The following is a 24,230-nucleotide window of genomic DNA, read 5'->3' as shown; positions in this document are numbered from 1 at the left end:
CGATCCCGGCAGGTTCAGACAGAGGGCGGCGAGTACGTCGGCGGGGCGGAACCTGCCGTTGGAGGCAACTCTGCTGCCCGAAGCGCTGCGGATCCGGAACCGGTCGGTCGAACTGAGCGCGAGGACAAACATCTACCGTGAAGGCGTGCGGAATGTCCCCCTTCGACACCGCTGCCGGATTTCAATTTCCGGCCCGTACCTCCTGGTCGGCCGGACCGAGTGAGAGGACAACGATCCACTATGAAGGCATGCGGAGTGTCCACGGCAGAGACGGAAGTCGCCCTGCTGGAACTGCCCGAACCGTCATCTCCCGAGCCGGGCCAGATCCTGGTCGCGGTTGAGGCCGCCGGGGTCGGCCCGTGGGACGAACTCGAAATCGACGCTCGCTGGGACGTGGGGCTGCGACTCCCGGCGGCGCTGGGAGTGGAGGGCGCAGGCAAGGTGCTGGCCGTCGGCGCGGGCGTCACCCGGTTTGCCGTAGGCGACCGCGTGCTCGCGCACGAAGCCCCGCTGCCCGGAGGAAGCGGCTTCTGGGCCGAACGCGTTCTGATCAACGCGGATCACGCGGCGGCCTGCCCGCCAGGCTTGGACGCCGCCCACGCAGCGGCGCTGCCCGTCAACGGGCTCACCGCGCTGCAGGCCTTGGAAAAGCTGGACCTCAACCGGGGACAGCGGCTCCTGATCACCAACGGAGGCGGGGGCACCGGAGCCCTGGCCGTCCAACTTGCCGCGGCCCAGGGCGTCGAGGTGACCGCGACCGCATCTGCTGCCGCCGCGGAGCGACTGCTCGGTCTGGGAGCGACGGAGGTCGTCGACTACCACGACCCCAACTGGTCGGCCACGGTACGCGGCGGGTTCGACGCTGCCCTCATCGTCGCCGCCGGCACGGCGGCCGCGGCCTTGCCCCTGGTGCGTGACGGAGGCCGGCTGTGCTCCCTGACCTCGGACGCGCCACCGGCGGAACGAGGCATCACGAGCTGGGACCTCTACATCGAGCCCAATGGCACGCAGCTGGCACAGCTGGCGGGGCAGGCCGCCGATGGAACCCTGCGACTCGCACCAGAACCCCTGCCGCTGAGCGGGGGACCGGCCGCATTCACCCGGGTGGTCGCCGGACGAGCGGGCGGAAGGAAGATCGTGCTCATTCCAGCATGACGATCCCGGGCGCCGGCCGACCCCCAATGCTGAGCCACCGCGCGCCGCACGGTGCCAGTGGTGAGACTGTGCATCGGCGTGGCCATGCAGTGGCGGGACTTGGACGCGTCCCATCTGTCGGCCGCGTTGACCGCAACGGAGCCGTCCCTGCACCCGCTGCCCACGAGCGCCGGGCGGTAGTGGGCAGCTGCTGGCCGGAGCTGCTACGCCCTCGAATGAGTTGGTCATCGACGCGTACTTGGCCCTGGGGCCGCGCGCCCCGGCCGTGACGACCGCACCCATCGGGTCGGACATGACGGCACATTGTGGCGCCCGGCACGCACACCGCCCCGTCGACGTCACGACGGAGACAGACAGAGACTGCGCAGAAAGAGGAAACACCTATGAAAGCGATCGTGGTCACGGACCCCACCGCCGGAACCGCGGGGATGACACTCGCTGAACGGCCCGATCCGGACACGGCACGGCTCGCCAGCCTTGACGGCGCGAACTACGGCGACGTCGTCGTCGAAGTTCATGCGTCGGGTTTCACCGGGGACGAGCTGGAGTGGCCCTCGACCTGGGTCGATCGCCTCGGCCGGAATCGGACGCCCTCGATCCCCGGACACGAGGTGGCAGGCGTGGTCACCTCGCTCAGCTATGGAACGGCAGGGCTGTCGGTCGGGCAGCGCGTGTTCGGCCTCACGGACTGGACCCGCGACGGCACCCTCGCGGAGTACGTCGTCGTCGAGGCGCGCAACCTCGCGCCGCTGCCCGGTGACGTCGACTTCACGGTCGGCGCGAGCGTCGCGATGACGGGCCTGACTGCCTGGCAGGGACTGTTCGAGCACGGGCACCTCTCGGTGGGGCAGAGCGTGCTCGTGCACGGCGCCGCCGGCGCGGTCGGATCGATGGCGGCTCAGCTCGCGCGGGAGGCCGGTGCGTACGTCATCGGCACCGGACGCGCCGCCCACCGCCAGAGCGCATTCGACTTCGGCGCGCACGAGTTCGTAGACCTCGACAACGACACGCTGGAAGACGTCGGCGGAGTCGACTTCGTCTTCGACGTATTCGGCGGCGACATCGGCGCTCGATCGGCCCGGCTGGTGCGAGGCGGAGGAACATTCGTGACCGTCACCGGCCCGCCGGAGGTGCGGCCGGCCGACGGCCTGGCGGTCGACTTCGTTGTCGTCTCCGACCGCGCCCAGCTGGGCGAGATCGCCCGGCGGGTGCGTGAGGGACGTCTGCGGACGCATATCGGGCAGGTCGCGGACCTCGACGACGCTGTCGCCGCCTTCAACCCGGCCCAGAAAGTCAACGGAAAGACGATCATCCGCATGCAGTGAGCCGCGGACGACATCTCACGCACGCAGAGACCGGGAATGTCGTCGCGGGACACCCCCGGCGACAGCCCCCCGAATGGCGTCAGGTTCGGACCGCGCTACCAGCTGGCGCGGGTGCTCTTCATCTCATCGATGGCCGTGAGCTGAGGTGGCTGCCCCTGCCCGGCGGCAATCAGGTGCCCGGCGCGATGAGTGGGGTCGATGAGATACGGTCGCCTCGTCGGGGGGGAATTTCAGAGATGAGAGTCGCCGGCCCGGGCGGCTCGGCCGTCAGTTCCTTTCCTGCGACGCAGCGTCGCAGCAGTCATCTGGAGCCTCCCATGCGCGTGTTCGTTACCGGAGCCAGCGGCAGCATCGGCTCAGTCGTAGTTCCCGAACTCATCGCTGCTGGTCACGAGGTCCTCGGCCTCGTCCGTTCCGATGCCGCAGCCGCGGCCGTTTCCGTCGCGGGCGGGACGCCGCTCCGCGGCGACCTCATCGACCTGGACAGCCTCCGTGCTGGCGTCGCCCAGGCAGAAGGCGTCATCAACCTGGCCTTTGGGAACGACTGGAGCAACCTGGGGCCGTGCATCGACGCGGAGACACAAGCCCTGCAGACCTTCGCGGCCGCGCTCGCAGGCAGCGGCAAGCCATTTGTGCATGCCGGTCTCACCCCGATGGTGCCGGGCCACACCTCCACCGAGGAGGACCCCGACACCACCAACGGTCCCGTCGGTGGCCGCGGCCTCAATTCACAGATGGTGCTGGCCCTTGCCGACCAGGGCGTCCGCTCCTCTGTCGTACGGCTGCCGCGCTCCGTGCATCAGCGGGCGTCGCAATACGGCTTCTGCTCCGTGCTCATCGCCGCCGCGCAGAAATCAGGCGTGTCAGCCTACGTCGGCGATGGCACGCAGCGCTGGCCGGCGGTCAACCGGCTCGACGCCGCCCGGCTGTTCCGCATCGCGCTGGAGGACGCTGCACCCGGTTCGGTCCTGCACGCGGTAGCCGACGAGGGCGACACCATGCGGTCGCTGGCCGAGGTTATCGGTGGCGTGCTCGCGGTGCCGGTCGAGTCGGCATCGCCTGAGAGTTTCGGCCTCATTGGCCACTTGTTCGCGCTCGACATGGCGTCTTCGAGTGCACTGACCCAGAGACGGTTCGGCTGGGAGCCCACCCACCCGAGCCTGATCGCGGACCTCGCCGCTGGCGACTATCCCGCCCTGGGCTAGGAGCTGTCGCCAAAGTGTCACGCCCACATCAGGAGTGAGACCGAGCTGCGGGACGAAGCCTGGATCGTCGGCAAGGGCCTCCGCGACGACCCCCAGTTCGGCGCCTGGCCAACCCTCGACCACCCGCAGATCGCCTACGCCGCCCGCGAATGGCCCACTCGCCTGGGTTTCGTCGCCGCCGGTCTCGGCGTTGCCGTACTGCCCGAACTGGCCGCCGCGGCGGTCCCCACCGGCGTCCGCACCGTCCACGTCGACGACCCCGCCTGGCTCGGCCGAGCCACTGTCGCCGTCACGGTCCGCAACCGCTCTCCCGAGGTGACGGCCACCGTGAAGGCGCTCCGCCACGAGGCCGCACAGCTTCGTGCGGTGCCATAACGCCGCACCCGGCAAGGAAATCCACGCTGCGACATGACCGCACCGTCAACTAACACGATCGACGCATAGCCCAGCCGGCCAGCAGAATCATGGCCTCGATCACTGTGCTGGCCGGCGCGCCGCAGGGCCGGCTGCGCCGCGTTGAAAACGAACGCCAGCCGGACCGGGCACCGTACCCAGCCGCGCACACCTGCGGTTCGCCGTGACAGCAGGGCGCAGGAGTCGGCTCAGGCCCGCCGCCTGGCACGCGACTATGAGCGGCGCACCACCGGTCTGCTGGTCGATGACGCTGTTCATGACGCGCAGCCTGGCCCGGCCGCACCCTGCGCGAGCGTGAACCGGCCCGGCGCGGGCTCGGCCAGCCAGCCACGCGCGACCAGGCGTTTCGCCTTCGACCGCAGTGCCTCCACCCGCGCCGGCACCACATCCATGCCGAACCCTGCGGCCATCTCTCGGCAGGTCAGCGGCCCTTGATGGAGCCGGAGGCGGTCCGCGAGCGTCTGCAGGATGCGCTGGTAATCCACCGACAGCACCGACCAGTCCCGCCCCTCACGCCACACCTGCGACTTCGGCTTCACCGCACTCCGGGGCGCCGACGGCGCGTCCGAGTCCTGCGGATCCTCGGTGACCTCAGTGTCGGCGGTGCTGCCACCGTCCGGAGCCAGCACCGTATCGACCCGTCTGCGGGCGATCACCCACTCCTGCCATTCCAGCTCGGCCACGGCCAGCTCGGCCTGGATGCGGTCGGCCTCCTCGCGCAGTTCGTCCACGCGACGGCGAGCACCCAGCTCACGCTGTTCCAACATCCCAACCACCGACGGCATCCGCGACCTCCCGGGGAACGACAACCCGAACAGACCACCACTTCCACCGAATCACCGAACCCACGCGCTACCAGCAGAAACGCAGCGATCACGTCCGGAAAGACGACAGCTTCTGAGAGCGTCCGGGAGCGATGTCCTCCAGCTCACTGGGCTCGACGAGCACGTATTAGTCGCCGGTGTCGAAGCCCTTGACGATCTCCTCGGGCGGGACTTCCTCACCCGTCCGCTCGTTGACCCGCTTGTTGCGTACGCGGTCCGAGGTGCCGCGCTGGAGTTGATGGAAACGGATGGTGTGGCTGTCCGTTGCCGTGAACAGCTGCACCGGCAGGGACACCAAACCGAAGGCCAGGGCACCACTCCACACTGCACGCGCCATCGCCGTTATCACCTCCTGTTCTTTCTATGGCACGCCCGGACACGGCGGATCGCATGTCGAGGACCGCGAGCGTAGGGGGGCGCGTCGGCCTTGGTGGACGGGCGCTTGGCGTGGACGCGTTTCGGTGTCTTCGCTGCCGGCACCGGCTCGGCCGAGGACCCCAAGTACGCGGTGGTTCCGCAACGAGAGGGAATGGAGGGGCCGAGCCCGCGCGCCGGCTGTGCCACCGGCCGGCTCTGCCGAGTGCAGGCCGGCAGCGGTCCGATCCCATCGCTCGCGGAGTGTCGCGCGGGACGGTCAGGGAACCCGGTCGACACAGAGCCCACCTTTCCGACAAGAGGAGTGCTCCATGCGTGCACTGACCTGGCACGGCAAGCGTGACGTTCGGGTGGAGACCGTGACCGATCCGCGAATCGAGAAGCCCGACGATGTGATCGTCCGGATCACCTCCACCGGGATCTGCGGATCCGACCTTCACCTCTACGAGCTGTTCGGCCCCTACCTGGACCTGGGAGACATCCTGGGGCACGAACCGATGGGTGTCGTTGAAGAAGTCGGACCACAGGTGCACGCCCTCAAGCCGGGCGACCGCGTCGTGATCCCCTTCAACATCTCGTGTCGCGACTGCTTCATGTGCAATCAAGGCCTGCACTCACAGTGCGAGACGACCCAGGTACGCGAGCGCGGCACCGGCGCCTCACTGTTCGGATACACCAAGCTCTACGGCCAGGTGCCCGGCGGGCAGGCGGAGCTGTTGCGCGTTCCCTTCGGCAACAGGCTGCCCATCCAGGTACCCGAGGGACCCCCGGACGATCGCTATGTCTACCTGTCCGATGTCCTGCCGACGGCCTGGCAGGCGGTGGAGTACGCGGACATTCCCCCAGGCGGCACGGTGACCGTGCTCGGGCTGGGGCCGATCGGGGACATGGCCACGCGGATCGCGCAGCACCGCGGCGCGCGGCTGGTCGTCGGGGTCGACCTGGTCGCGGACCGGCTGTCCCGGGCGTCCGCGCACGGTGTCACCTGCTTCGACGCCCGCCATGACGGCAAGGATTTGACCGGGGCCGTCCACGACCTGACCGACGGGCGGGGCACTGATGCCGTCATCGACGCGGTAGGGATGGAGGCGCACGGGGCGCCCTTCGCCAAGGCAGCCCAATGGGTCACCGGGCTGCTGCCCGACAGCGTTGCGCAGCCGCTCATGGAGCGGGCCGGTGTGGACCGGCTCGGCGCCCTGCACGCTGCCATAGGCCTGGTGCGCCGTGGAGGAACGGTTTCCGTCTCGGGTGTCTACGGCGGGGCGGCGAGCCCCATGCCGTTGCTGGCGATGTTCGACAAGCAGATCCAGATGCGGCTGGGACAGGCGAACGTCTGGCGCTGGGTGAACGACATCCTGCCCCTGCTCACGGACGACGACCCGCTGGGCGTCGACACGTTCAAGACCCATGACATGCCTCTGGAGGACGCACCCAAGGCCTATGCGATGTTCCAGGCCAAGGAGGACGCCATGGTCAAGACCTTGCTCCATCCCTGACCGGACGCACGCAGCGCGGAACTCGTCTCGTGGGCAACGGGTCCTCGGGCCGGCCCGCGCCGACATCATCCACTGTCGGCAACGCCTCCGTGGCGCTCCATGAGACGCGGCGCAGACGCCTCACCACGGCTCCCCTGCGGTTCCAGGCAGTCCGTCCCGGGTACTCGGATCTTCTTCGACGAGCGAGGTGATGACGGTGGCTCCAAGCCCACACCAATCGGGACTCGACGGACTCTCCGCCCTGGTCACGGGCGGATCACGAGGGCTCGGGCTGTTGCTGTCGGCACGGCTGGCCAAGCGCGGCTGCCGGGTCACGATCCTGGCCCGCGACGCGGACGAACTGCGGCGGGGCGCCGAATGGATCGAAGAGCGAACCGGCACGACGGTTTCCACTGCGGTGTGCGATGTACGTGACCGCGTCGCTGTCGACGCCGAGATCCGGCGGGCACACGATCGGCAGGGCGGCCTGGACATCGTCATCGCCAATGCCGGGGTGATTCAGGTGGCGCCGACGGCGGCGATCGACGGCGACGTTTTCGACGACGCCATGGCGACAATCTTCGGCGGGGCCCTGAACACCGCGCTGGCCGCCCTGCCGCACCTGCGCCGCAGTGAGGCAGGAGGCCGACTGTGTCTCATCGGGTCGGTCGGCGGACTGCTCGCCGTCCCGCACCTGCTGCCCTACTCATGTGCGAAGGCCGCCGTGGGGGCGCTGAGCGAAGGGCTGCGGGCCGAGACAGCCGGGGAGCACGTCAGTGTGACCACGGTTCACCCCGGGCTGATGCGCACTGGATCGCACCTCCAAGCGGAATTCGGTGGCCGGTCCTCCGAGGAATTCGCCTGGTTCTCCGCACTCGCCGGCGCACCCGTGATCTCCATGGATGCCGAACGCGCGGCCGAGCGCATCGTGCGCGCCGTGGAACGGCGGCGCACCCGCCTGGTCCTCACTCCTGCGGCACGTGCCGCTTCGGTCGCCCACGGCCTGGCTCCCGCCACGGTGACCCGCATCAGCGGTGTGGTGGCCCGCCTCCTCCCGTCCGAGACCAGGGACCACGACAGTGGCACGGACGACCAGAACATCGTGCAGGGCCATGACGTCGACCGTCCCACTCATTCGTGGACGGAGAAGGTACGCGAGTGGGGGAGTGCCCTCAACGACCGGGCGGCCCGGCGTTACAACCAGCGCACGGCAGGGCCGCCCACGAGCGCCTGATCCGACGCCATGTGCACACCCCCTTCGAGAAGGCGTCAGCACGATGATGTCCGCATCCGCCCCTTTCCGGGCCGCCACCTCTGGCCAGGCCTGCACCCCGACCCTGGACTCCTACGAGCGCGTCGCGTGGCGGCGCGATCGGCATCTCCTGGGCCGGTCTCTCCACGCGTTCGCGACATCGACGTCGTCACCAGCGACGCGTTCCGTCACCAATGTCTGCCGCGTGGTGTGCGGACGCACATCCTCATAGTTGGATGAGTAGATGGCGGGGGCCGCGGAGCATGGCGTTCTGCCGGTAAGGGGGCGGATCCTCGACGAGGCGTGCCGTGCCCAGCTGGGGAAGCAGCGCGCCGAGTGCGGCCTGGGCTTCGAGGCGGGCCAGGGGCGCGCCGTAACACAGATGGATGCTGCTGCCGAAGCCGAAATGCTGGATGTCCGGGGACACGCCTGGCCGGGACGAGAACCCGATGAGGTAGCGGGCCGGTCGACCGTTGGATCCACCGTATCGGCCATCGGCAGACAGGCCTACCGGAGCCCGCAATGCCGAGGAGAGGTTTGCGGGCAGACAGACGTGACCCGCCCCGCACGCAGCGTCCCGCGTCAGACCGTCGGCTTTGAGTCTCCCTGGGTGGGTAGGCCTGCGAGATGACGGTCGCCTCCTCCACATGACGGTGAAGGGGCACAGCGCGGCGACCCGGATCCTGATTCCGGGGCGCCGCGCTTGTCCCTCATCCCGCCCTGCCGCGAGCATCAGGCTTGCGTGCCCCATTCGTCACCCTGATCTACGAGGTGGCCGAGCGGGTGGGCCTGCCCCGTATGGGTACTCGGCATGAGCGGTGGCCCGACAATCGCGCGACGGAAAGCCGGGGAACACCTCATGCCCGAACTGCCGGATGTCGAAGGTTTTCGCGAGGTGCTGATGACTTGCGGTCGGCGCCCGCGTGTCACGGATATCGAGGTGCGGGATCCCGGGGTGCTGCGGGGTGTCACCGAGAAACGGCTGCGAAGAGAATTGAAGGACAGACGCCTTGCGAAGCCGTGGCGTCACGGTAAGTGGCTGTTCGTGCCAACTGATGGCGCCGGCCCGACACTTGTCTGCCATTTTGGCATGACCGGATCACTGCGGTGCTGTTCTGCGAACGATCCGATCGAAGCGCACGACCGCGTCGTGGTGACGCTCGACGATACCCGGAATCTGCGCTACCGCGACCAACGGAAGCTGCAGGGCGTGCGGTTGGCCAGTGATACCGCCATCGACCGGATCCTGGACGGCCTGGGGCCCGACGCCTTGTCCGTGAACCGGGAGGAGTTCCGGGAATTGCTGTCGGAGCGACGCGGTGCGGTCAAGAGCGCGCTGATGGACCAGTCCGTGATCGCAGGTCTGGGAAATCTCCTGTGCGACGAGATCCTCTGGCGGGCTCGCGTTCACCCCCGGACTCCGGCGCGGAACCTGAGCGCGACCGCACTGCGGCACATCCACGCGGCCATGGGTCGTGTCCTTGAAACATCCGTCCGGGCTGGGCGCGTGCCACCGCGACGCTCCTGGCTCACCGGACGCAGGGACGACAGCGAGCCGTTGTGTCCCCGCTGCGGCCGATCCCTGAACTCGAGCCGTATTGCCGGACGCCGCACTGTCTGGTGCCCGCACTGCCAGACCTGAACCACGTGACTCCCATCGGCTGAGTCGGCGGGGATGGCGGCGAATGGCGGTTCACCAGCCGTGCGTAGCCCGGCAGGCCTGAACGTCTCCTGGCGGGCTTCGTAACCCGGCATCGGCCAGCACGTGCGAGTGAACGAGTGAAAGAACTCCACTCGAGGACGCGACGTCGGGACGCCGAAAGACCTACTCCACGCCGAGGATTCAGTCGTCGTGCTCCATCTGCACCAGCAGACTGGTATCCAGTTGGGCGAGCAGTTCCGCGGGATCGCTGTACACGGTCGCGGCTCCTGCCGCTTCGAGGTCGCCGCGTGGGATTCCGCCCGAGAGCAGTGCGATGGCCCTGACCTCGGCATTTGTCGCGGCCTGCATGTCCCAGACGGTGTCACCGACGAAGACGGCCCGTTCCGCAACGACGTCGGCCAGTTCCAGGCCGCGGTGCACAGGGTCCGGGGCGGGCTTGGCCTCCTCGACGTCGTCCGCGCTGGCCACTCCCGCGATGACGTCATCGGCGTCGATCGTACGACGCAGCGCCTCCAGCTCCGGTCCGCCGGCGGAGGTGGCCAGGACGAGGGTCCACCCCCGGTCGGCGAGCGCGTGCAGGAGGTCGCGGGCGCCGTCGAGGGCCGGCAGCCGGTCGAAGTAGGTGCCGTACAGGGTGGTGTGCGCGGCGCTGAGCTCCTGGTCCTTGTCCCGGTCGCGGTCGTCGCCGAGCAGGTGGTCGATGAGATCGGTAGAGCTGAGTCCCACCGAGCGGTGGATATCGTGCATCTGCACCTGGTGGCCGGCCTGCCGAAACGCCTCCCACCAGGTGACGACATGCAGGTGGTTGGTGTCGGCGAGAGTGCCATCGACGTCGAGCAGTACAGCGCGTGCCATGCGGAATCGCTCTCCTAGCGCCGGGGGCAGAGGTCCGCAGGGTTCACTGTTGGCCCGCGGACCGGGTTTGCGGTTGCCTTCTGTCGCTGTCGCAGAGTTTCTCGGTGGGGACGACGGTGTACCGGGATCTTCGACCGAGGCGACGCCGGCCGCGGCGAAAATGCCGAACCGGGTGCAGGCGGAGCCGGCCGGCGGGGCAAGACCGCTCACCACCGCTGTCGGCCGGACCCGTCGGCCCGGCACCAGCGCGCCGGAGGCCGCGCCCGCGGCCCCGCGGCGGTCCGTGGACGACCGCAGCCACGTCCCGGCGCGCCTCTCTCCAAGGGTCTCAGCAACCATGCCAAGGCGCCCTTCCAGTGTGTGCGAGCGCAAGCCCGCCCGATGCCTGTGCGGCATAGCGGCAGAGCACCGAGCGAGCAGGCCAGACTCTCTCTTCCTTCGGGAGGGAGAGCGAGTCAATCCGGGTCATCGTCGGTACGGTCCTGGCGGGACCGTATGCAACGGATCATCTCCTCGGCGTACGGAAGGGCGACGCACAGTCCGACCCCGGCGGCGATCGCGGTGAGGTAGCCGGCCGACAGCGGACGCTCCTTGGGGACGAGCTTCCAGTCGTCGGCCCGGCCGCCGCCCCTCATGGCTTCCCGGACCTGGTCCCAGTGCAGGCATGTGGTGAATGCGGCAGCTGTCAGCGGCAGCACTTCGAGGAAGCTGTGGATGTGTTGTTCGACGGGCCGCACTTCGCGCTTGCTGGTGGCCAGCGACACGTCCCACAGTGCGGTGGCTCCGTGCGCGACGGCCGCGCCACCCATGAGCGACAGCACCAGCGGGTTGACCTTGGCGGTCAGACCTGCGACGACGGGTAGGCCGGCCTCGGACATCATGAGGGCGTGTACCGCGGACTCCCGTACCCCGCTGGTGTGCTCGATGTCCGAGCGGCGGTGCATCACCCAGTCGGCGACGGCGGGGACGAACCACAGCGGCAGGACGCCGTACAGCAGGAACCTGCGGTTGGCATTCTCCACGTCGTCGGCCCCGCGGGGGATCCGGAGCGCGGGCTCAGAGCGCCAGCGCTGCCAGCGGGCGAGCGTCGAACGGCGGTGAATACGCATGACTGCCTTTCCTCGGTAACGGTGTCGGGCGGGGGAGAAGACCGGGGGCTCAGAAGGTTGGGGCACAGAAGGAAATCGTGTTGGTCGGGCGGTTGTCGGCCCCCGCGTTGCGGCGCATCGTCCGCAGCGTGGCATCGGCCGGAGCGGAACGGAGGGGAGCCACGGCGTCCACGGGGACGGTCATCTTCAGATGCTGGATGTGCCTTTCGCCTGCCCCCACGTGTCCGCTCGCCGGAGCCTCGCTCATGGCTGTCGGGCCAGGTCTTTCAGCCGCGGGAGGATGTGGGTGCCACGAAGCCGTCCCCGATCCGGCCGGCCAGTGCGGCGGCCTGCGGGCCGAACCCGGACACGTAGAGCGGGGGCGGCTCATCGGGCAGGGTGTAGAGGCAGGCGTTCTGCACCGTGTAATGCGTGCCGCGGTGGGTGGTCTGCTCGCCGGTGAACAGCCGGCGCATCACGTGTACGGCCTCCTCCAGCATCTCCATGCGCTCGGATGCCTCGGGCCAGGCGTCCCCGAGGATGTGCTCGTTGAGGGCTTCGCCGGTGCCCAGGCCGAACCGGAAGTGGCCCTCGGTCAGCACGGCGGCAGTGGCTGCGGCCCGCGCATTGACGGCGGGGTGCATGCGCACGGTGGGGCAGGTGACGAGGGTCGTGACGGGCAGCGAACAGACCTGGGACAGGGCCCCGATCATCGACCAGACGAAGGAGCTCCGGCCCTGCTCGTCGTTCCACGGGTGGAAGTGGTCGGAGATCGCCAGTGCCTCGAACCCGGCCTGCTCGGCGGCGCGGGCCTGGGAAAGTAGTGCGGCCGGAGTGAACTCCTCGGAGGAGAGGAAATAGCCGTACGTCGCCATGCGTCGCCCTTCCAGGAAGTGGTCGCGCGGTCTCGGGTCCCGTAGTGGGCGGCGGGTACCCGCGAGACGCTGAGCCGAACGGGTGGCCCCGAATGGACTCGCGCCGGGGCGTCGTAGGCAATCCACGCAACATGAGCCGTGGGCATCTGGGCCGTCTCCGTGGAACACCTCGGCTGTCTCTTCCTGAGTACCCGCTCCCCGGGGACGCCGCCACGCGACGGGGAAGAGGTCGGCAACCGTCGTCTGCCGGCAGTACCTCCTTGCCGGGCCTATCCGCCCGCATGGCGGTAAGACACGGGGAAACATCTCATCGGCAGCTCGGGAGGCGTTCATGGGGCAGTCCGGTGGGGGCAGCGAGGCGGGACGCATCCGGGCACGGCTCGGCACGGCCGCGTTGGAGCGAGCCTTGCGCGAACGTGTGGACGGCGAGGTGCGGTTCGATGCGGGTAGCCGGTGCGCGTATGCCACCCACAGGGTCGAACTGTCGGCAGGTTCCGATCAGCGTGGTCGTGCCGCGCATGGTGGAAGCCGGGGCCGAGGCGGAATTCGGGTGGTCGACACCGGCCGACGAGTTCGACAACGTTCGCCAGTCGTGCGGGCGGTCAGCTGGGTGCTCGGACTCGTCAAGCATCCTTTGTTCTCGACAGCACGTCCGCGACAAGCTGCAGATCAGAGACGAGACCGGCGTACATGGCATCGCGATCGTCGGCGCGCAGGATGGCGGAGGGGTGAATCGTCGCCACCAAGCCGTGCACGGTCTCTGCGGCGTTGCCGTGTTCATCGCTCCCGTCGACGCCCAAGTCCGGCCACGGCAGGAGGGCGCCGCGCTGTTCGGACACCCGGAAGGAGGAACCCAGAAGAGCCTTTCCCGCGGTGCCACCGAGCGCGACGATCACTTCGGGTGACACAAGCCGTAGTTCGGCGATGAGCCACGGTCGGCACGCGGTCATCTCCCGCAGATTCGGCGCCTTGTGGATACGGCGCTTGCGCCCTTCCGGGACAGTGAACTTGAAGTGCTTGACCGCGTTGGTGACGTATGTGTCCTTCGGTTCGATGCCCACATCCTCCAAGGCGCGCATCAGGACCCGGCCGGCAGGACCGACGAACGGTTTGCCTTGCCGGTCCTCCTGGTCGCCCGGCTGCTCCCCGAGCAGCAGGACACGCGCGGAGGCGTTCCCCTCGCCGAACACCGTTTGCGTCGCTTCCTCGTGCAACGGGCAGCCACGGCACTGGGCCGCAGCCTTTCGGAGCCCCGGGAGGCCGGCGCGGCGGCTCGGCAGGTATGGCGTGGCGTCGTACCCGCGCGTCTGTTCCTCGGGCCTCGTGCCCACGGCTCGTCACCTCCTGCCGTCGCCAAGCCGGCTATTGCCGGGCCCCCGGACCTGATATCACCCTGCGCTCCCGCTGGGGGCGGCGCAATCCAGCACAGAGTCACTGCGTCGAAGGCCACGGTGATCCGGCAGCGTCACCTCAGGTATGGGCCCGAATTCTCCCCCAAGCTGGACGATCGGGCGTGAACGGTGAGGTAGTCGCGTGGCGGGCGCGCCGTTGGTGTGCACGGCTGACCTGATCACCACACCCCATTCGCTCGTCCCGCTGACAGGCCGTGCCTGACCACGTCCGGGCTCGATGATCAGGGGCGGGAGTCGTCATCACGCGGGTCCGGACCCCATGTACAAACAGTTGCCTCGCATGTACAAGCAGTAACATCAGCTTCTGCGGGTCGGGTGGAACCGCGTGTAGTTCACTCTCGTCTCTCCGGCAGCAGGGCTCGGGTGGACGCGTGCGTGACGTCTTCACCGGCCGCGGCAAGTGCTGACCCGAGATACCCGTCGGCGGTGATGGCTCCCGGCCCGCTCGTGTGACACAGGTCCTTGTCACAGACCAGGGCCGGCCGCGTACGCTGGCGCGCCATGCGCGACAGCGCGGCCGGCTTGCACACCACAGACAGACACCGGGCGCGCGTGAAGGAACGGTTCACATGCCCAGTGATCTCTCGCCAGTCATAGCCGCGGCCACACGCTGGCTGCTGACCGCCTTTCCGGCGACAGCCGGCGCCCTGAACTACGCCCTGGCCGAAGCCCAGGCACGACAGGCGACCACCATCGCCGCGACGCTGCGCTACCCCACGACGCTCGACGTCGAAATGCTGAAGCTCCTCGGCCCGGGAGGCTCCGGACGGCTGGACGCACTCACCGGAGCCGACCAGTATCCGATGGCCGAGGGGGAACAAGCCTGGGGCACCTGGGTCGACGAGACTGTCGTCAGCTGGGCGGCGAACCTGCTCGCCGATACCGACCTCGTCACCCGAGCGCAAGCCGCCCTTTCCGCCACCGAACACGGCGCCGACGTCGCAGGGGATGCTCGCCGGTTGGCCATCCCCACCCCACGCGATCACGATGCCGCCCCCCTGCTGCGCCACCCGGACCTTCTCGAACCGGTCGGCGACGTGCACCGCTCATCTCTGCTCAAACTCCTCGAGTCTGAAACGGCTGGGGCCTGACCGGCGCGAGGCCGCGGCGGACGTGGCGGCAGGAACGTTCCCATCGGCGGAGCGCACCTTCTGACGGGAGGAGTTCGGGACGGCGAGAGACCAGGCAGTTGTTCGCCGCCCTTGTTCGTGGCCCGTCAGCGCGGTACGGCCAAGCACGCGGGTAGGGCACGCGCAGCGACTCCGGTGCGACCGGGGTGTGTTCGGCGGCGGCTTGCACGCGGCCCTCGCGCAGCACGAGCGCGCCGCTGCGGAGCATCGTGGCAACCAGCTCGGCCGCGAGCGCCTCGGGTGTGAGGCCCAGGAGTCGGGCCGCGTCCGTCAGCCAGGCTCGCGCATGCAGGTATCCCTCGATCTCGCCGGCCGGGATCCCGCCGCGGATCATCAGTTCGAAGGCCAGTATCCGCCGGGCGCCGTACCAGAGCGCCCCGGCCGGATCGTCGACGAGGCGTTGGGCACGGCGCAGCGCGGCGCTGAGGGCCGTGCCGTGGTCGGCGGGGATCGGCCCGTGAGAGGGGAGCAGCACGTGCGGGCCGAGGTTCGCCAGCCGTTTCAGCGAGGCGAGCGCGGTGGCGGCGGCCTCGGGACCGTCCAGGGCGAGGTTCACCCAGCCGACGTCGTAGTGGGACAGCGCGTCTCCGGCCACGAGGAGCCGTTCCTCCGGCTGCCACAAGGCCAGATGCCCGGGGTGTGCCCGGGGGTGCGGATCACCTGCCAGTCGGCCTCGCCGAGGCGCAGGACCTGGCCGTCGTCGAGCGAGAGGTCGATCGTGTACGGGGCGACCGGCTGGTCGAGGTACTCGGCCGCGCAGCACACCGGGTCCCGGCGGCCGATGGCCTCGGCCTCCGGCGCTCCGGCGGCGATGGCCGCGCCCCGCGCCTGGAGGAGGGCGTTGCCGCCGACGTGGTCGGAGTGCCAGTGGGTATTCACCACCAGGCCGACGTCGCCCGCATGAGTGCGGGTCCAGGCGGCGGTCTCTTCGGCGTGGCCGACGAATCCGCTGTCGACCAGGGCCGGCCGACGGCCGCGCAGCAGCAGCATGTTGGCGTCGGGGAACGGCCGTTGCCACCAGGTCACCCAGGACGGCAGCGGCTGCGGGCTCATTGCTCGGGCCTGTTCACACGGATCAGCGTCTGCTGTCCGTTCGCAACGAGCTTCCGCCGGCCGTCCTCGACACCGAACACCTCCAGCCGGCACACGGTCAGGGTGCGTCCGGACTTCAGGACCGTTCCGACCGCCTCGATGTGGTCGCCGACCGCGGGCGCGAGGAGGTTGATCTTGTACTCGACGGTGAGCACGTCGGTGTTCGCGGGGAACAGCGTGAACGCCGGGTAGCCGCCGGCGCTGTCCGCGATGGCGTGGTGGCGCCGGCGTGGAAGTAGCCGTGCTGCTGGGTGACCTCGGGCCGGCTGGGGGGGGGCGTGATGTGGACGCGGCCGGGCGCGATGTGCGTGATCCGCGCACCGAGACGGCGCATCAGCCCCTGGCGGTCGAAGCTGCCGTGGATGCGTGTCTCTGCCTCGGGGCTCGCCTGTTCCTGCTGCGTCTGGTCTTCCACGTGCTCTCCTTCGGCGGACATACGGCGTCAGGCGGGTTCGTCAGCCGGCCAGGCGTTCCACCAGGAGGAACCCGCCGATGGCGATCATCATGGCACCGGAGGCTCGGGTGACCGCCCGGGTCGCCGAGGGCCGGGTCTTCAAGACGGTGCGGGCCAGGACGCCGACGGCGAGGTAGACGACGGCGCAGGCGGTCATGTGAAGCGTGCCGAGCAGTGCGGTCTGCGCCGCGACCGGCCAGCCCGTCGCCGGGTGGATGAACTGTGGGAACAGCGAGAAGTACAGCAGCAGCGCCTTCGGGTTCAGGCCGCTGATCCCGGCTCCCTTGAGCATGATCTGCGCGCGGGAGGATCCCATGGTCTCCGCCGAGGCGGCCAAGGCGGCCGGCTGCCTCAGCACGTTCCAGCCGAGCCACACCAGGTAGCCGGCGCCGGCGACGGTCAGCGCGGTGAGCAGGGTCGCCGAGCCGGCCACGATCACCACCAAGCCCGCCACGGCGAGCAGCGTGTATCCCGCGTATCCGGCCATCAGCCCGGCGACCGCCGGGAGGACCGATCGGTCGCGCAGCCCGGCCGAGATCGCATAGGCCCAGTCCGCGCCCGGAGTGAACACCAGCAGGAGATCCACCGCCAGGAATGCCGCCAGCGTGGTCGTGTCCATGGATCGATCCCTCTCGCGTGCTTGGTTACGAGAGGAAGGCTAGGCCGGGTCTGCCCGAATGTGTTCCCGCATTTACCCCGTGATCGCGCCTTCTGGGGGAGAATCTTCTTCATGGATGCCTTGGATCGGAAGATTCTTACCGAGCTGCAGCTGGACGGCCGACTCACGGTCACCGAGCTGGCCGCCCGCGTGAAGCTGAGTGTCTCGCCCTGCCACCGCCGCCTGCGCGACCTCGAACGCGAAGGAGCGATCCGCGGCTACCGCGCCGTAGTGGACCCGGCCGCCGTCGGCCTCACCTTCGAAGCCCTCGTCTTCGCCACCCTGCGCTGGGAGGACCCCGACACCGTCTCCTCCTTCGAAGAAGCAGCGGCCGCCGTCCCGCACGTGCTCCAGGCCCAGCGCCTGTTCGGCGAACCCGACTACCTCCTGCGCGTCGCCACCACCGACCTGACAGCCTTCCAGCAGCTCTACGATCAGCAGCTCGCCCGGCTGCCCGGGGTCCAACGCCTGACCTCCACCCTCGTGATGAAACACGTCGTCGACGACCGCCCCCTGCCCGAATAGACGCCCGCGAGCGTGCCACGCGTACCCGCGCTCGCCTCGCGCTGAGGTGGGGCCAGGCCAGCGGCCTGTGGGTTCCGCCTCGCCGCCGCGGCTGAGCGAGGCTCAGTTCGCTGTGGTGGGGGTGGAGTTGGCCAAGGGCCCGGTGGGTGCACGGCGGACCGGACCAGCGGTGGACGCTCTCGCTGATCAAGACGTGATCGGGCAGCGCTTCCACAAGACCTACCGGGCCACTCGCCCCGCTGACAGCCTTTTCCGGCGCCCTCCGGGTAGGACACCGGCTCAGGTCACGCTCGTTCCGTGGCCGGAGCCGTGCTCGGTGAGCAGCAGGGCGATGTCGTCCGCCCGGTAGGAGGAGCCGCGGGCATTGCGCAGGAGCCGGTCGGCAAGTTCGTCCAGTGAGCCCGCGCGGGCGTGGGCCAGTGATGCGCGCAGGCGGTCGATTCCCACGTCGATGTCCGTTCCGGGTTTCTCGACCAGACCGTCGGTGTACAGGGCGAGGACGGATCCCGGCGGGAGGACGATACGGGTTTGGGTGTAGGCGCTCGCCCGGTCCACGCCGAGGAGTGGTCCGGCTTCGAGGCCGAGGGCGTCCGTCGTGCCGTCGGGGCGGCGGAACAGGGGTGCGGGGTGGCCGGCGGTGACCGCGTAGGCGTGGGCGCTGCGGGGCTCGACATGGATGTAGCAGCAGCTGGCCAGCAGGTTGCAGTCGAGGTCGATGAGGGTGCGGTTGACCCCCGCCATCACTTCGCCGGGCGTATGGCTGACAGCCGCGAAGGCTCGTACCGCACTGCGCAACTGGGCCATGGTGGCCGCGGCGGCAATGCTGTGTCCCTCTACGTCACCGATGACGAGACAGGCCCCGCTGTCGGTGGGGATGACGTCGTACCAGTCGCCACCGATGTCCATCCCGCTGGTGGCGGGCAGGTATCGTGCGACGGCCCGGATGCCCGGGACTGCCGGCAGGCGATGCGGCAGGAGCGCCTGCTGCAAGCCGTGCGCAACGGCGAACTCCGAGTCGTACAGCCGCGCTCGCTCCAGAGCCTGGGCGATCAGCCCGGCGAGTGCGGTCAGCACGCCCCGGTCCTTTCCTGTGAAGTGACGGATCTCGTCGAAGCCGAGGACGCAGGTGCCGATCGGGCGGTCGGAGGCGATCAGGGGCAGATACACCCAGGAGCTCACCTGGCCCGTGGGGATGCCGGGGTAGCCCTGGGCGAGGTCCTGCTGCGACTCGATGAAGAGCGGAGCACCGGACGTGAGGGTTTCTGTTCCGGGCAGGCGGGCGTGCAGCGGGACGCCGTGCAGCCAGTCGAGGAACTCCTCGTGGTGGCCGGTGTGATGGAGCAGGTGCATCGTTTTGTTGCGGACTACATAGATCGCCATCTGCTGGCCTCCGAAGGCCGGCAGGAGTTGGTCGGAGACGACTTCGCAGACTTGGCTTGTGGTGACTGCCTCGGTCAGCGCGCTGCCGAGTTGCAGGACGTGGTACATGACGCCCAGGCGCGCCGGCGTGGTAACGGGTTCTGCAGTCGGTGGGGGCGCGGAGGCTGCAACGGCCGATGGGGGACGGGCGGTGGGGACCACCCGGCCGGTGACCCCGTCCGCCTGTGGGTGGAGGGAGAAGAAGAACCACTGGTCGGGCGATCGGCTCACCAGGAAGGAGGACGGCGTCTGCGAGATCATCGCGGACCGGTGCCGGTACTCGACGCTGGGGTCGGACAGCCACGGCAGCACGTCCCACAGGAACCGGCCCATCACCTCGTCGGCAGAAACGTCGAGCAGTTTCAGGGAGCTGTGGTTGGCGTAGGTGACACGCCCATCGGGGGCCAGAGAGAACAGCCCGTCCTGCAGCCGTTCGACCGCTGCGACGGCCGCAGAGCCGGCCTGGGCCTCCACGACGGCACCGACCAGATGCGTACGTGCGCGCGCGTCGTCGGCTTCCGATACGCGGCCCCACAGGTCGATCGTGCGGTACCTCTCGCCACCGTCGCTGCGATCCCGTACGCGCATGCGCCGGGCGGTGATCCGGCCCTCGCCGACTGCCTCCCGAACGCAGGCCCGAAAGGCGGCACGATCACCGGGGTGCAGGCACGAAGCGAGCGTTTCGGCTCGTCCGTCGAAAGCATCGGGGTCGAGACCGAAGATCTCGCAGAGCGCGTCGTCCACGCTGAAGATGCCGGAGTCGAGGTTCCAGTCGAACAAGCCCACCCGCACGGCCGCTGCCGAGGGAGCCGGGGTCTCGACGGGAACCGTCCCCGGGGCGCATTCCACAGGGTCACCGGTACGGGCACGGAGCGCGGCCAGACCATTACCGAGCCGGTCGGCGACGGTCCGCAGGTGGCGACGCTGGGCCTTGGACAGCCCTTCGCTGCCCGGTGATGCCGCCCATACGATCGCCAACGCTCCGAAAGTCTCCCGACCTGCGCGCACCGGCACCGAGCAAGAGCCGAAGGCATACGGCAGCGCCATGGCGAGCTGCGGATATCGCCGCATCGTCTCCTCAGCGTTTGCCAGGTGGACCGTGCGCCCGGACTCGTACGCCACGGCGACCGGGATGCGACTGCTCACCGCAATGAGGTGCCATCCACCCAGCAGAGACGGAGGCACCCCGCACGTCGCGGCGAGCACGATCGACCGGTGGTCGCGGGAGCGCAGGAAGATGCTGCCCGCGTACGCGCTCGTTCCTTGGACAGCCTCCACAACGGCTGCAGCGAGCAAGTCCTCACGCTCCGCCGCCTCGCCGGCGATCATCCCGCGCATACATCCAGTGTGCGCAGGTCAAATGGCGGGAGCCCAGCGGTTGAGTGATCACGGTGATCGCCCTCATCGCGCTGACAGCGACCGCGCACTGCCAGCGCGTCCGATGGCTTCGGCGAGACAGCCGCACTGGCCGGCCCTTCCTGCCCGGACTCGGCGGCATGGCGTCCACCCCCTACCCGCCGCCGACGACTCCGGCCGAAGAGACGGCCGCGGACCTGGCCGCCACCGGAACCGGCGCCACCACCCACCCGGTCGAGCATGGGAGCGGTGGGGCGGGGCCGGTCACGTATTCCTCCAGGAGGGAGAACAAGTCAACTCGGAATATCCTCAAATAAGGATGAGGGAATCCCGATGAGATTGATCTCGCTGGGGCCGGCGTACCTCGCGGGGGCTACGAGCCGGCGGGGTACGGCACCCGACCGCGCCGAACTCGGCCGTAGACAGGTCGCGCCCTTTCGAGCCACGACTGCGCGCTCAGCTGACGGCAGCGCCGAACCACTTGGGCAGTTGGCTGAACAGTTCCTGCTGATCTTCACCGACCCACGCCACGTGGCCGTCCGGTCGCAGCAACGCCGCGGGCACGTCCAGTTCCTCGCTGACGTCGACGACGTGGTCGACCCGATCTGCCCAGCCGGCCACCGAGAGTCGGCCGGTCTGGTCGAGCAGCAGCCCGCGGCCGCCGTGCATTCGCTCGTAGAGGCGGCCCTGCTTCAGCTTTACGTCCCGCAGCCGCCGGCCGAGCAGTTCGTGGCCCTCGCCGAAGTCGTAGCGGACCCCGACCGCGGTGATGATCCCGGTCACGTACCGGTTCACCTCCTCGAAGTCCATCAGTTTCGAGAACAGCTCCCGCAGCGCGGTCGCACCCGGATCGGTCCCCAGCAGCGTGATCTGCGCACGGGTGTTGTCCAGCACGCGGGCGCCCACGGGGTGCCGTTCGGCGTGGTAGCTGTCCAGCAACCCCTGCGGCGCCCAGCCGTTGACCGCGGCGGCCAGCTTCCAGCCGAGGTTGAACGCATCCTGCACGCCGAGGTTGAGCCCCTGCCCGCCGGTCGGCGGGTGGATGTGCGCCGCGTCGCCGGCCAGCAGTACCCGGCCGACCCGGTAGCGCTCGGCCTGCCGGGTGGCATCGCCGAACCGGGACAGCCAGCGCGGCGAGTGCACGCCGAAGTCGGTGCCCGCGACGGCCCGCAACTGCTGCCTGAACTCCTCCAGGGTCGGCCCGGTCGTACGGTCCTCCGCCACGCCGTCGGCGGGTACGACAATGCGGTACAGTCCCTCGTTCCCGTCCACGTCGGCAATGGCGCCGAACCGCAGTTGGGTCTTGCGGACGTCCTCGACGACGGCGGCGATCGTCGCCGGATCCTCGGCCACCTCCATGTCGCCCAGCAACGTCTCGATCTTGGCGGGCTCACCGGGGAAGCCGACGCCGAGCAGCTTGCGCACCGCGCTGCGGCCGCCGTCGCAGCCGACGAGGTAGCGCGAGCGCAGCTGCGAGCCGTCCGCCAGCTCGACGCTCACCCCGTCCTCGTCCTGGCGCAGCCCGACCACTTCACAGCCGCGCCGGATCTCGGCACCGAGTTCGACGGCGCGCTCGTTCAGCAGCCGCTCGGTGACCTGCTGCGAGGCGGCGAGGCCGTACGGGTGAGCCGTGTCCAACCGGTCCGGCCAGGGCTTGAGGATGCCGCCGAAGAGGCCGCCGACCTGGAACTTCTCACTGACCGCGAGGAACCGGTCCAGCAGGCCGCGCTGGTCCATCATCTCGACGCTGCGCGCGTGCAGGCCGCGCCCGCGGGACTGCTCGGTCGGCTCGGTCAACTTCTCCAGCACGACCACATGCACGCCGTGCAGCCGCAACTCGCCGGCCAGCATCAAGCCGGTCGGTCCGCCGCCGACCACGATCACGTCAATCATCAAAACGCCCATTCAACGAGACTGGATTTCGGCCGGTCGCTTCGCGCAGTCCAGCGGCGCGCACAGCCACACCTCCGCGCATAGTGCTCGCGTCACCGCACCGCGAGTCCCACCGGCGGTTCTACGTCCTGCGAGACCTGTACATCGCCAAGAGCGCACGTACTTCGCGAATCCCTGATTTCCGCAGGTTGCGGCTTCGGACGGAGATTCTGCAGCACGACCCGGGTCTTGCCGCAAGGCCCCCGGTGCGCTATATGTTGAAAGTGGCAAGGAGAGGGCAACCTCCTTGCCTTTGTCTTTTGTTGTTCCCTGCGGAGGGACAGGCTTCTCCCGAAGCGGTGACGCGCCGCGTACGGCGATGCCGCCGCCGGCTGAGCACACCTGGAGCTCCACCCTCCTCGTCCTCGTCGGTGTCGGCGGTGGCCGGGTCGCGCAGGGGCCGCAGGCCGCCGCCAGCCGGGGTGGAGGCGTGGACGCTGTAGCGGCCCAGCACGTTGAGGTTCGCGTGCTTGAGCGGGGAGAGCCGGTGGAGCCGCAGTATCAGGCGATAACTTCACCGATCCACAGGTCTTGGCTATAACTCCTGAGCGCGCCTCGCGAGCCAAAGCATCCTCAGGTTCGAGAAGAAGCCAAGAGGCACGGCAGTTAAGCGGGGACGACCTGCGCCCTGCAACGGCTCATCCCAGAGCAAGCCCGCGCTGAGGAAGATGGTCGATCACACCGGCTCGATCGGCGGCCCGACGCCGGCGAGCACGTCCAGGAGGACCTGACGGCGCTCCACATACGGGCGCGGGCGCAGATCGATCCCGCCTTGGGCCGGGGCGTCGAAGGCCAAAGTGTGCGAGTTCGTTGATCCTTGGAGCTAAGAAGAGGGGAGCCTGTGCGTCGCCCCGTCGATCGGGCGGCCTCTCGCACAGGTTCCTGGACGGGAATGTCGCGGCCTGGAGCCGCAATTTGGTACGACCGGTGTCAGGCTATGCGGTCTGGATCTCGGCGATGTGGTGGGCGATCAGGTCGTACATCTCGCGGGTCAGTTCGGTGTCTTCGGTCAGGATGTTGTAGGCGTGATCGACGCCTTGGAACTCGCGGTGCTCCAGCAGAGCGCCCGAGGCGCGCAGCTTCTCGGCGTAGTGCATGCCCTCGTCGCGCAGCAGGTCCAGTTGGCAGGTGATCACCAGAGCGGGAGCGATGCCGGTGAGTTCGTCGGCGTTGGTGCCGTACAGGGGTGAGGCCAGGGGGTGTGTGCGGTTGGCCACTTTGGGCAGGTAGGCGGCCTGGAGGAGTGGTGTGATGCCGGGCCGGACGACGGGCTTGGCTGCCAGGGCTCGCTTCTTGCGCCCGTCGGTCGCCATGTAGAAGGGGGCGTAGTTAAGGACCTGCAGCCCGAGCGCCGGGGTGCCTGCTTCCCAGGCTTGGCGGGCGGCCGAGGCGGCCAGGCCCCCGCCGGCGCTCTGGCCGCCGACGCCCAGTCGGCGGCCGTCCCAGCCGTGTTCGGTGCCGTGGGCGGCGACCCAGCGCACGACGTCGTACGCCTGGCGGGCCGGTGCGAGGAAGGGGTGCTGGGGGCGAGGAGGTAGTCGACGTTGACCACGACGGCGGGGGAGTTGGCCGCGAGGTAGCGGCACAGCGCGTCGTCCATCTCGTAGTGGCCGATGACGAAGCCGCCGCCGTGGAAGTTGACGTAGACCGGGGGCGTGGTGTCGAGGTCCTGGGGCGGGTAGTAGACGGTGGCCTCTTCGTCGCCCTGGCTGGTGGGGATGGTGAGGGTCTTCGTACGGCCGGGGA

Annotated in this window: 17 protein-coding genes and 7 pseudogenes; 10 read left to right on the top strand and 14 right to left on the bottom strand. The window is 69.2% G+C overall.

What is annotated here, in order from left to right; genetic code table 11:
* Positions 1–255 precede the first annotated feature (255 nt).
* From ACIBK0_RS39645 to ACIBK0_RS39630, 4 genes are all read left to right on the top strand, one after another.
* The gene (locus tag ACIBK0_RS39645) at positions 256–1,155 is read left to right on the top strand and encodes an NADP-dependent oxidoreductase (protein ID WP_399091150.1); all 900 of its coding nucleotides are present in this window, start codon (positions 256–258) and stop codon (positions 1,153–1,155) included.
* Between the two features lie 383 nt (positions 1,156–1,538).
* On the top strand, positions 1,539–2,480 hold the full coding sequence (locus tag ACIBK0_RS39640) for an NADP-dependent oxidoreductase (protein WP_399091148.1): 942 nt from the start codon (positions 1,539–1,541) through the stop codon (positions 2,478–2,480).
* 317 nt (positions 2,481–2,797) lie between these two features.
* Positions 2,798–3,685 carry an SDR family oxidoreductase gene (locus tag ACIBK0_RS39635; protein ID WP_399091145.1) on the top strand — a complete coding sequence of 296 codons (888 nt, stop codon included), beginning with the start codon at positions 2,798–2,800 and terminating at the stop codon, positions 3,683–3,685.
* Positions 3,686–3,688: 3 nt separating this feature from the next.
* On the top strand, positions 3,689–4,060 hold the full coding sequence (locus ACIBK0_RS39630) for a LysR substrate-binding domain-containing protein (RefSeq protein WP_399091206.1): 372 nt from the start codon (positions 3,689–3,691) through the stop codon (positions 4,058–4,060).
* 293 nt (positions 4,061–4,353) lie between these two features.
* Here the strand turns inward: ACIBK0_RS39630 and ACIBK0_RS39625 are convergent, their stop codons facing one another.
* Positions 4,354–4,884, bottom strand: coding sequence for a hypothetical protein (locus tag ACIBK0_RS39625; RefSeq protein WP_399091142.1), 531 nt, complete (start codon positions 4,882–4,884; stop codon positions 4,354–4,356).
* Positions 4,885–4,990: 106 nt separating this feature from the next.
* Positions 4,991–5,260 (bottom strand): annotated as a pseudogene (locus ACIBK0_RS39620) (Ku protein); the annotation flags it as partial.
* Positions 5,261–5,609: 349 nt separating this feature from the next.
* Here ACIBK0_RS39620 and ACIBK0_RS39615 point away from each other — a divergent pair.
* Positions 5,610–6,794, top strand: a complete 1,185-nt coding sequence (locus tag ACIBK0_RS39615) for an alcohol dehydrogenase catalytic domain-containing protein (RefSeq protein ID WP_399091139.1) — start codon at positions 5,610–5,612, stop codon at positions 6,792–6,794.
* Positions 6,795–6,984: 190 nt separating this feature from the next.
* The gene (locus ACIBK0_RS39610) at positions 6,985–8,007 is read left to right on the top strand and encodes an SDR family NAD(P)-dependent oxidoreductase (protein ID WP_399091136.1); all 1,023 of its coding nucleotides are present in this window, start codon (positions 6,985–6,987) and stop codon (positions 8,005–8,007) included.
* A gap of 244 nt (positions 8,008–8,251) precedes the next feature.
* Here ACIBK0_RS39610 and ACIBK0_RS39605 read toward each other — a convergent pair.
* Positions 8,252–8,443 (bottom strand): annotated as a pseudogene (locus ACIBK0_RS39605) (cytochrome P450); the annotation flags it as partial.
* 441 nt (positions 8,444–8,884) lie between these two features.
* Here ACIBK0_RS39605 and ACIBK0_RS39600 point away from each other — a divergent pair.
* Positions 8,885–9,667: an Fpg/Nei family DNA glycosylase gene (locus tag ACIBK0_RS39600; protein WP_399091133.1), complete on the top strand. Its 783-nt coding sequence runs from the start codon at positions 8,885–8,887 to the stop codon at positions 9,665–9,667.
* 201 nt (positions 9,668–9,868) lie between these two features.
* Here ACIBK0_RS39600 and ACIBK0_RS39595 read toward each other — a convergent pair whose 3' ends face one another.
* The 4 genes and pseudogenes from ACIBK0_RS39595 to ACIBK0_RS39580 all read right to left on the bottom strand — a co-directional run.
* The gene (locus ACIBK0_RS39595) at positions 9,869–10,543 is read right to left on the bottom strand and encodes an HAD family hydrolase (RefSeq protein ID WP_399091130.1); all 675 of its coding nucleotides are present in this window, start codon (positions 10,541–10,543) and stop codon (positions 9,869–9,871) included.
* Positions 10,544–10,998: 455 nt separating this feature from the next.
* Positions 10,999–11,652: a diguanylate cyclase gene (locus ACIBK0_RS39590; RefSeq protein WP_399091127.1), complete on the bottom strand. Its 654-nt coding sequence runs from the start codon at positions 11,650–11,652 to the stop codon at positions 10,999–11,001.
* Positions 11,653–11,701: 49 nt separating this feature from the next.
* Positions 11,702–11,836, bottom strand: coding sequence for a hypothetical protein (locus ACIBK0_RS39585; RefSeq protein ID WP_399091124.1), 135 nt, complete (start codon positions 11,834–11,836; stop codon positions 11,702–11,704).
* 106 nt (positions 11,837–11,942) lie between these two features.
* A pseudogene (locus ACIBK0_RS39580) lies at positions 11,943–12,506 on the bottom strand (TIGR03557 family F420-dependent LLM class oxidoreductase); the annotation flags it as partial.
* A gap of 331 nt (positions 12,507–12,837) precedes the next feature.
* Here ACIBK0_RS39580 and ACIBK0_RS39575 point away from each other — a divergent pair.
* A pseudogene (locus ACIBK0_RS39575) lies at positions 12,838–13,048 on the top strand (hypothetical protein); the annotation flags it as partial.
* Positions 13,049–13,129: 81 nt separating this feature from the next.
* Here ACIBK0_RS39575 and ACIBK0_RS39570 read toward each other — a convergent pair.
* Entirely contained in the window at positions 13,130–13,837 is a 708-nt protein-coding gene (locus tag ACIBK0_RS39570; RefSeq protein WP_399091122.1) for a UdgX family uracil-DNA binding protein, read from the bottom strand.
* 650 nt (positions 13,838–14,487) lie between these two features.
* Between ACIBK0_RS39570 and ACIBK0_RS39565 the strand changes: the two genes are divergently transcribed.
* Entirely contained in the window at positions 14,488–15,009 is a 522-nt protein-coding gene (locus ACIBK0_RS39565) for a hypothetical protein (protein ID WP_399091119.1), read from the top strand.
* On the opposite strand, the pseudogene ACIBK0_RS39560 reads toward ACIBK0_RS39565, so the two are convergent.
* The 3 genes and pseudogenes from ACIBK0_RS39560 to ACIBK0_RS39550 all read right to left on the bottom strand — a co-directional run bounded on the left by ACIBK0_RS39560 (position 14,975) and on the right by ACIBK0_RS39550 (position 17,213).
* A pseudogene (locus ACIBK0_RS39560) lies at positions 14,975–16,038 on the bottom strand (MBL fold metallo-hydrolase). The gene ACIBK0_RS39565 and the pseudogene ACIBK0_RS39560 sit on opposite strands and share 35 nt — an antisense overlap.
* Positions 16,039–16,097: 59 nt before the next feature.
* Positions 16,098–16,555 (bottom strand): annotated as a pseudogene (locus ACIBK0_RS39555) (PaaI family thioesterase).
* Between the two features lie 40 nt (positions 16,556–16,595).
* Positions 16,596–17,213: a LysE family translocator gene (locus ACIBK0_RS39550; protein WP_399091116.1), complete on the bottom strand. Its 618-nt coding sequence runs from the start codon at positions 17,211–17,213 to the stop codon at positions 16,596–16,598.
* Between the two features lie 111 nt (positions 17,214–17,324).
* Between ACIBK0_RS39550 and ACIBK0_RS39545 the strand changes: the two genes are divergently transcribed.
* Entirely contained in the window at positions 17,325–17,777 is a 453-nt protein-coding gene (locus ACIBK0_RS39545) for an Lrp/AsnC family transcriptional regulator (RefSeq protein ID WP_399091113.1), read from the top strand.
* Between the two features lie 279 nt (positions 17,778–18,056).
* Here ACIBK0_RS39545 and ACIBK0_RS39540 read toward each other — a convergent pair whose 3' ends face one another.
* From ACIBK0_RS39540 to ACIBK0_RS39530, 3 genes and pseudogenes are all read right to left on the bottom strand, one after another.
* Entirely contained in the window at positions 18,057–20,534 is a 2,478-nt protein-coding gene (locus ACIBK0_RS39540; RefSeq protein WP_399091110.1) for a SpoIIE family protein phosphatase, read from the bottom strand.
* Between the two features lie 474 nt (positions 20,535–21,008).
* Positions 21,009–22,445 carry a rifampin monooxygenase gene (gene rox / locus ACIBK0_RS39535; RefSeq protein WP_399091107.1) on the bottom strand — a complete coding sequence of 479 codons (1,437 nt, stop codon included), beginning with the start codon at positions 22,443–22,445 and terminating at the stop codon, positions 21,009–21,011.
* A gap of 974 nt (positions 22,446–23,419) precedes the next feature.
* Positions 23,420–24,084: pseudogene (locus ACIBK0_RS39530) on the bottom strand (alpha/beta hydrolase fold domain-containing protein).
* Positions 24,085–24,230: the final 146 nt, after the last annotated feature.

The organism is Streptomyces sp. NPDC050564 (genome assembly GCF_044457265.1).
Classification (GTDB): Bacteria; Actinomycetota; Actinomycetes; order Streptomycetales; family Streptomycetaceae; genus Streptomyces.
Note: the sequence above shows the minus strand (reverse complement) of the source record. Positions and strands in the feature narration are given on the sequence as shown.

Coding starts and splice junctions, on each gene's coding strand:
- ACIBK0_RS39615 (WP_399091139.1), top strand. CDS start 5,610: ATGCGTGCACTGACCTGGCACGGCAAGCGTGACGTTCGGGTGGAGACC.
- ACIBK0_RS39550 (WP_399091116.1), bottom strand. CDS start 17,213: ATGGACACGACCACGCTGGCGGCATTCCTGGCGGTGGATCTCCTGCTG.
- ACIBK0_RS39565 (WP_399091119.1), top strand. CDS start 14,488: ATGCCCAGTGATCTCTCGCCAGTCATAGCCGCGGCCACACGCTGGCTG.
- ACIBK0_RS39625 (WP_399091142.1), bottom strand. CDS start 4,884: ATGCCGTCGGTGGTTGGGATGTTGGAACAGCGTGAGCTGGGTGCTCGC.
- ACIBK0_RS39595 (WP_399091130.1), bottom strand. CDS start 10,543: ATGGCACGCGCTGTACTGCTCGACGTCGATGGCACTCTCGCCGACACC.
- ACIBK0_RS39600 (WP_399091133.1), top strand. CDS start 8,885: ATGCCCGAACTGCCGGATGTCGAAGGTTTTCGCGAGGTGCTGATGACT.
- ACIBK0_RS39590 (WP_399091127.1), bottom strand. CDS start 11,652: ATGCGTATTCACCGCCGTTCGACGCTCGCCCGCTGGCAGCGCTGGCGC.
- ACIBK0_RS39640 (WP_399091148.1), top strand. CDS start 1,539: ATGAAAGCGATCGTGGTCACGGACCCCACCGCCGGAACCGCGGGGATG.
- ACIBK0_RS39635 (WP_399091145.1), top strand. CDS start 2,798: ATGCGCGTGTTCGTTACCGGAGCCAGCGGCAGCATCGGCTCAGTCGTA.
- ACIBK0_RS39585 (WP_399091124.1), bottom strand. CDS start 11,836: ATGACCGTCCCCGTGGACGCCGTGGCTCCCCTCCGTTCCGCTCCGGCC.
- ACIBK0_RS39610 (WP_399091136.1), top strand. CDS start 6,985: ATGACGGTGGCTCCAAGCCCACACCAATCGGGACTCGACGGACTCTCC.
- ACIBK0_RS39545 (WP_399091113.1), top strand. CDS start 17,325: ATGGATGCCTTGGATCGGAAGATTCTTACCGAGCTGCAGCTGGACGGC.
- rox (WP_399091107.1), bottom strand. CDS start 22,445: ATGATTGACGTGATCGTGGTCGGCGGCGGACCGACCGGCTTGATGCTG.
- ACIBK0_RS39540 (WP_399091110.1), bottom strand. CDS start 20,534: ATGCGCGGGATGATCGCCGGCGAGGCGGCGGAGCGTGAGGACTTGCTC.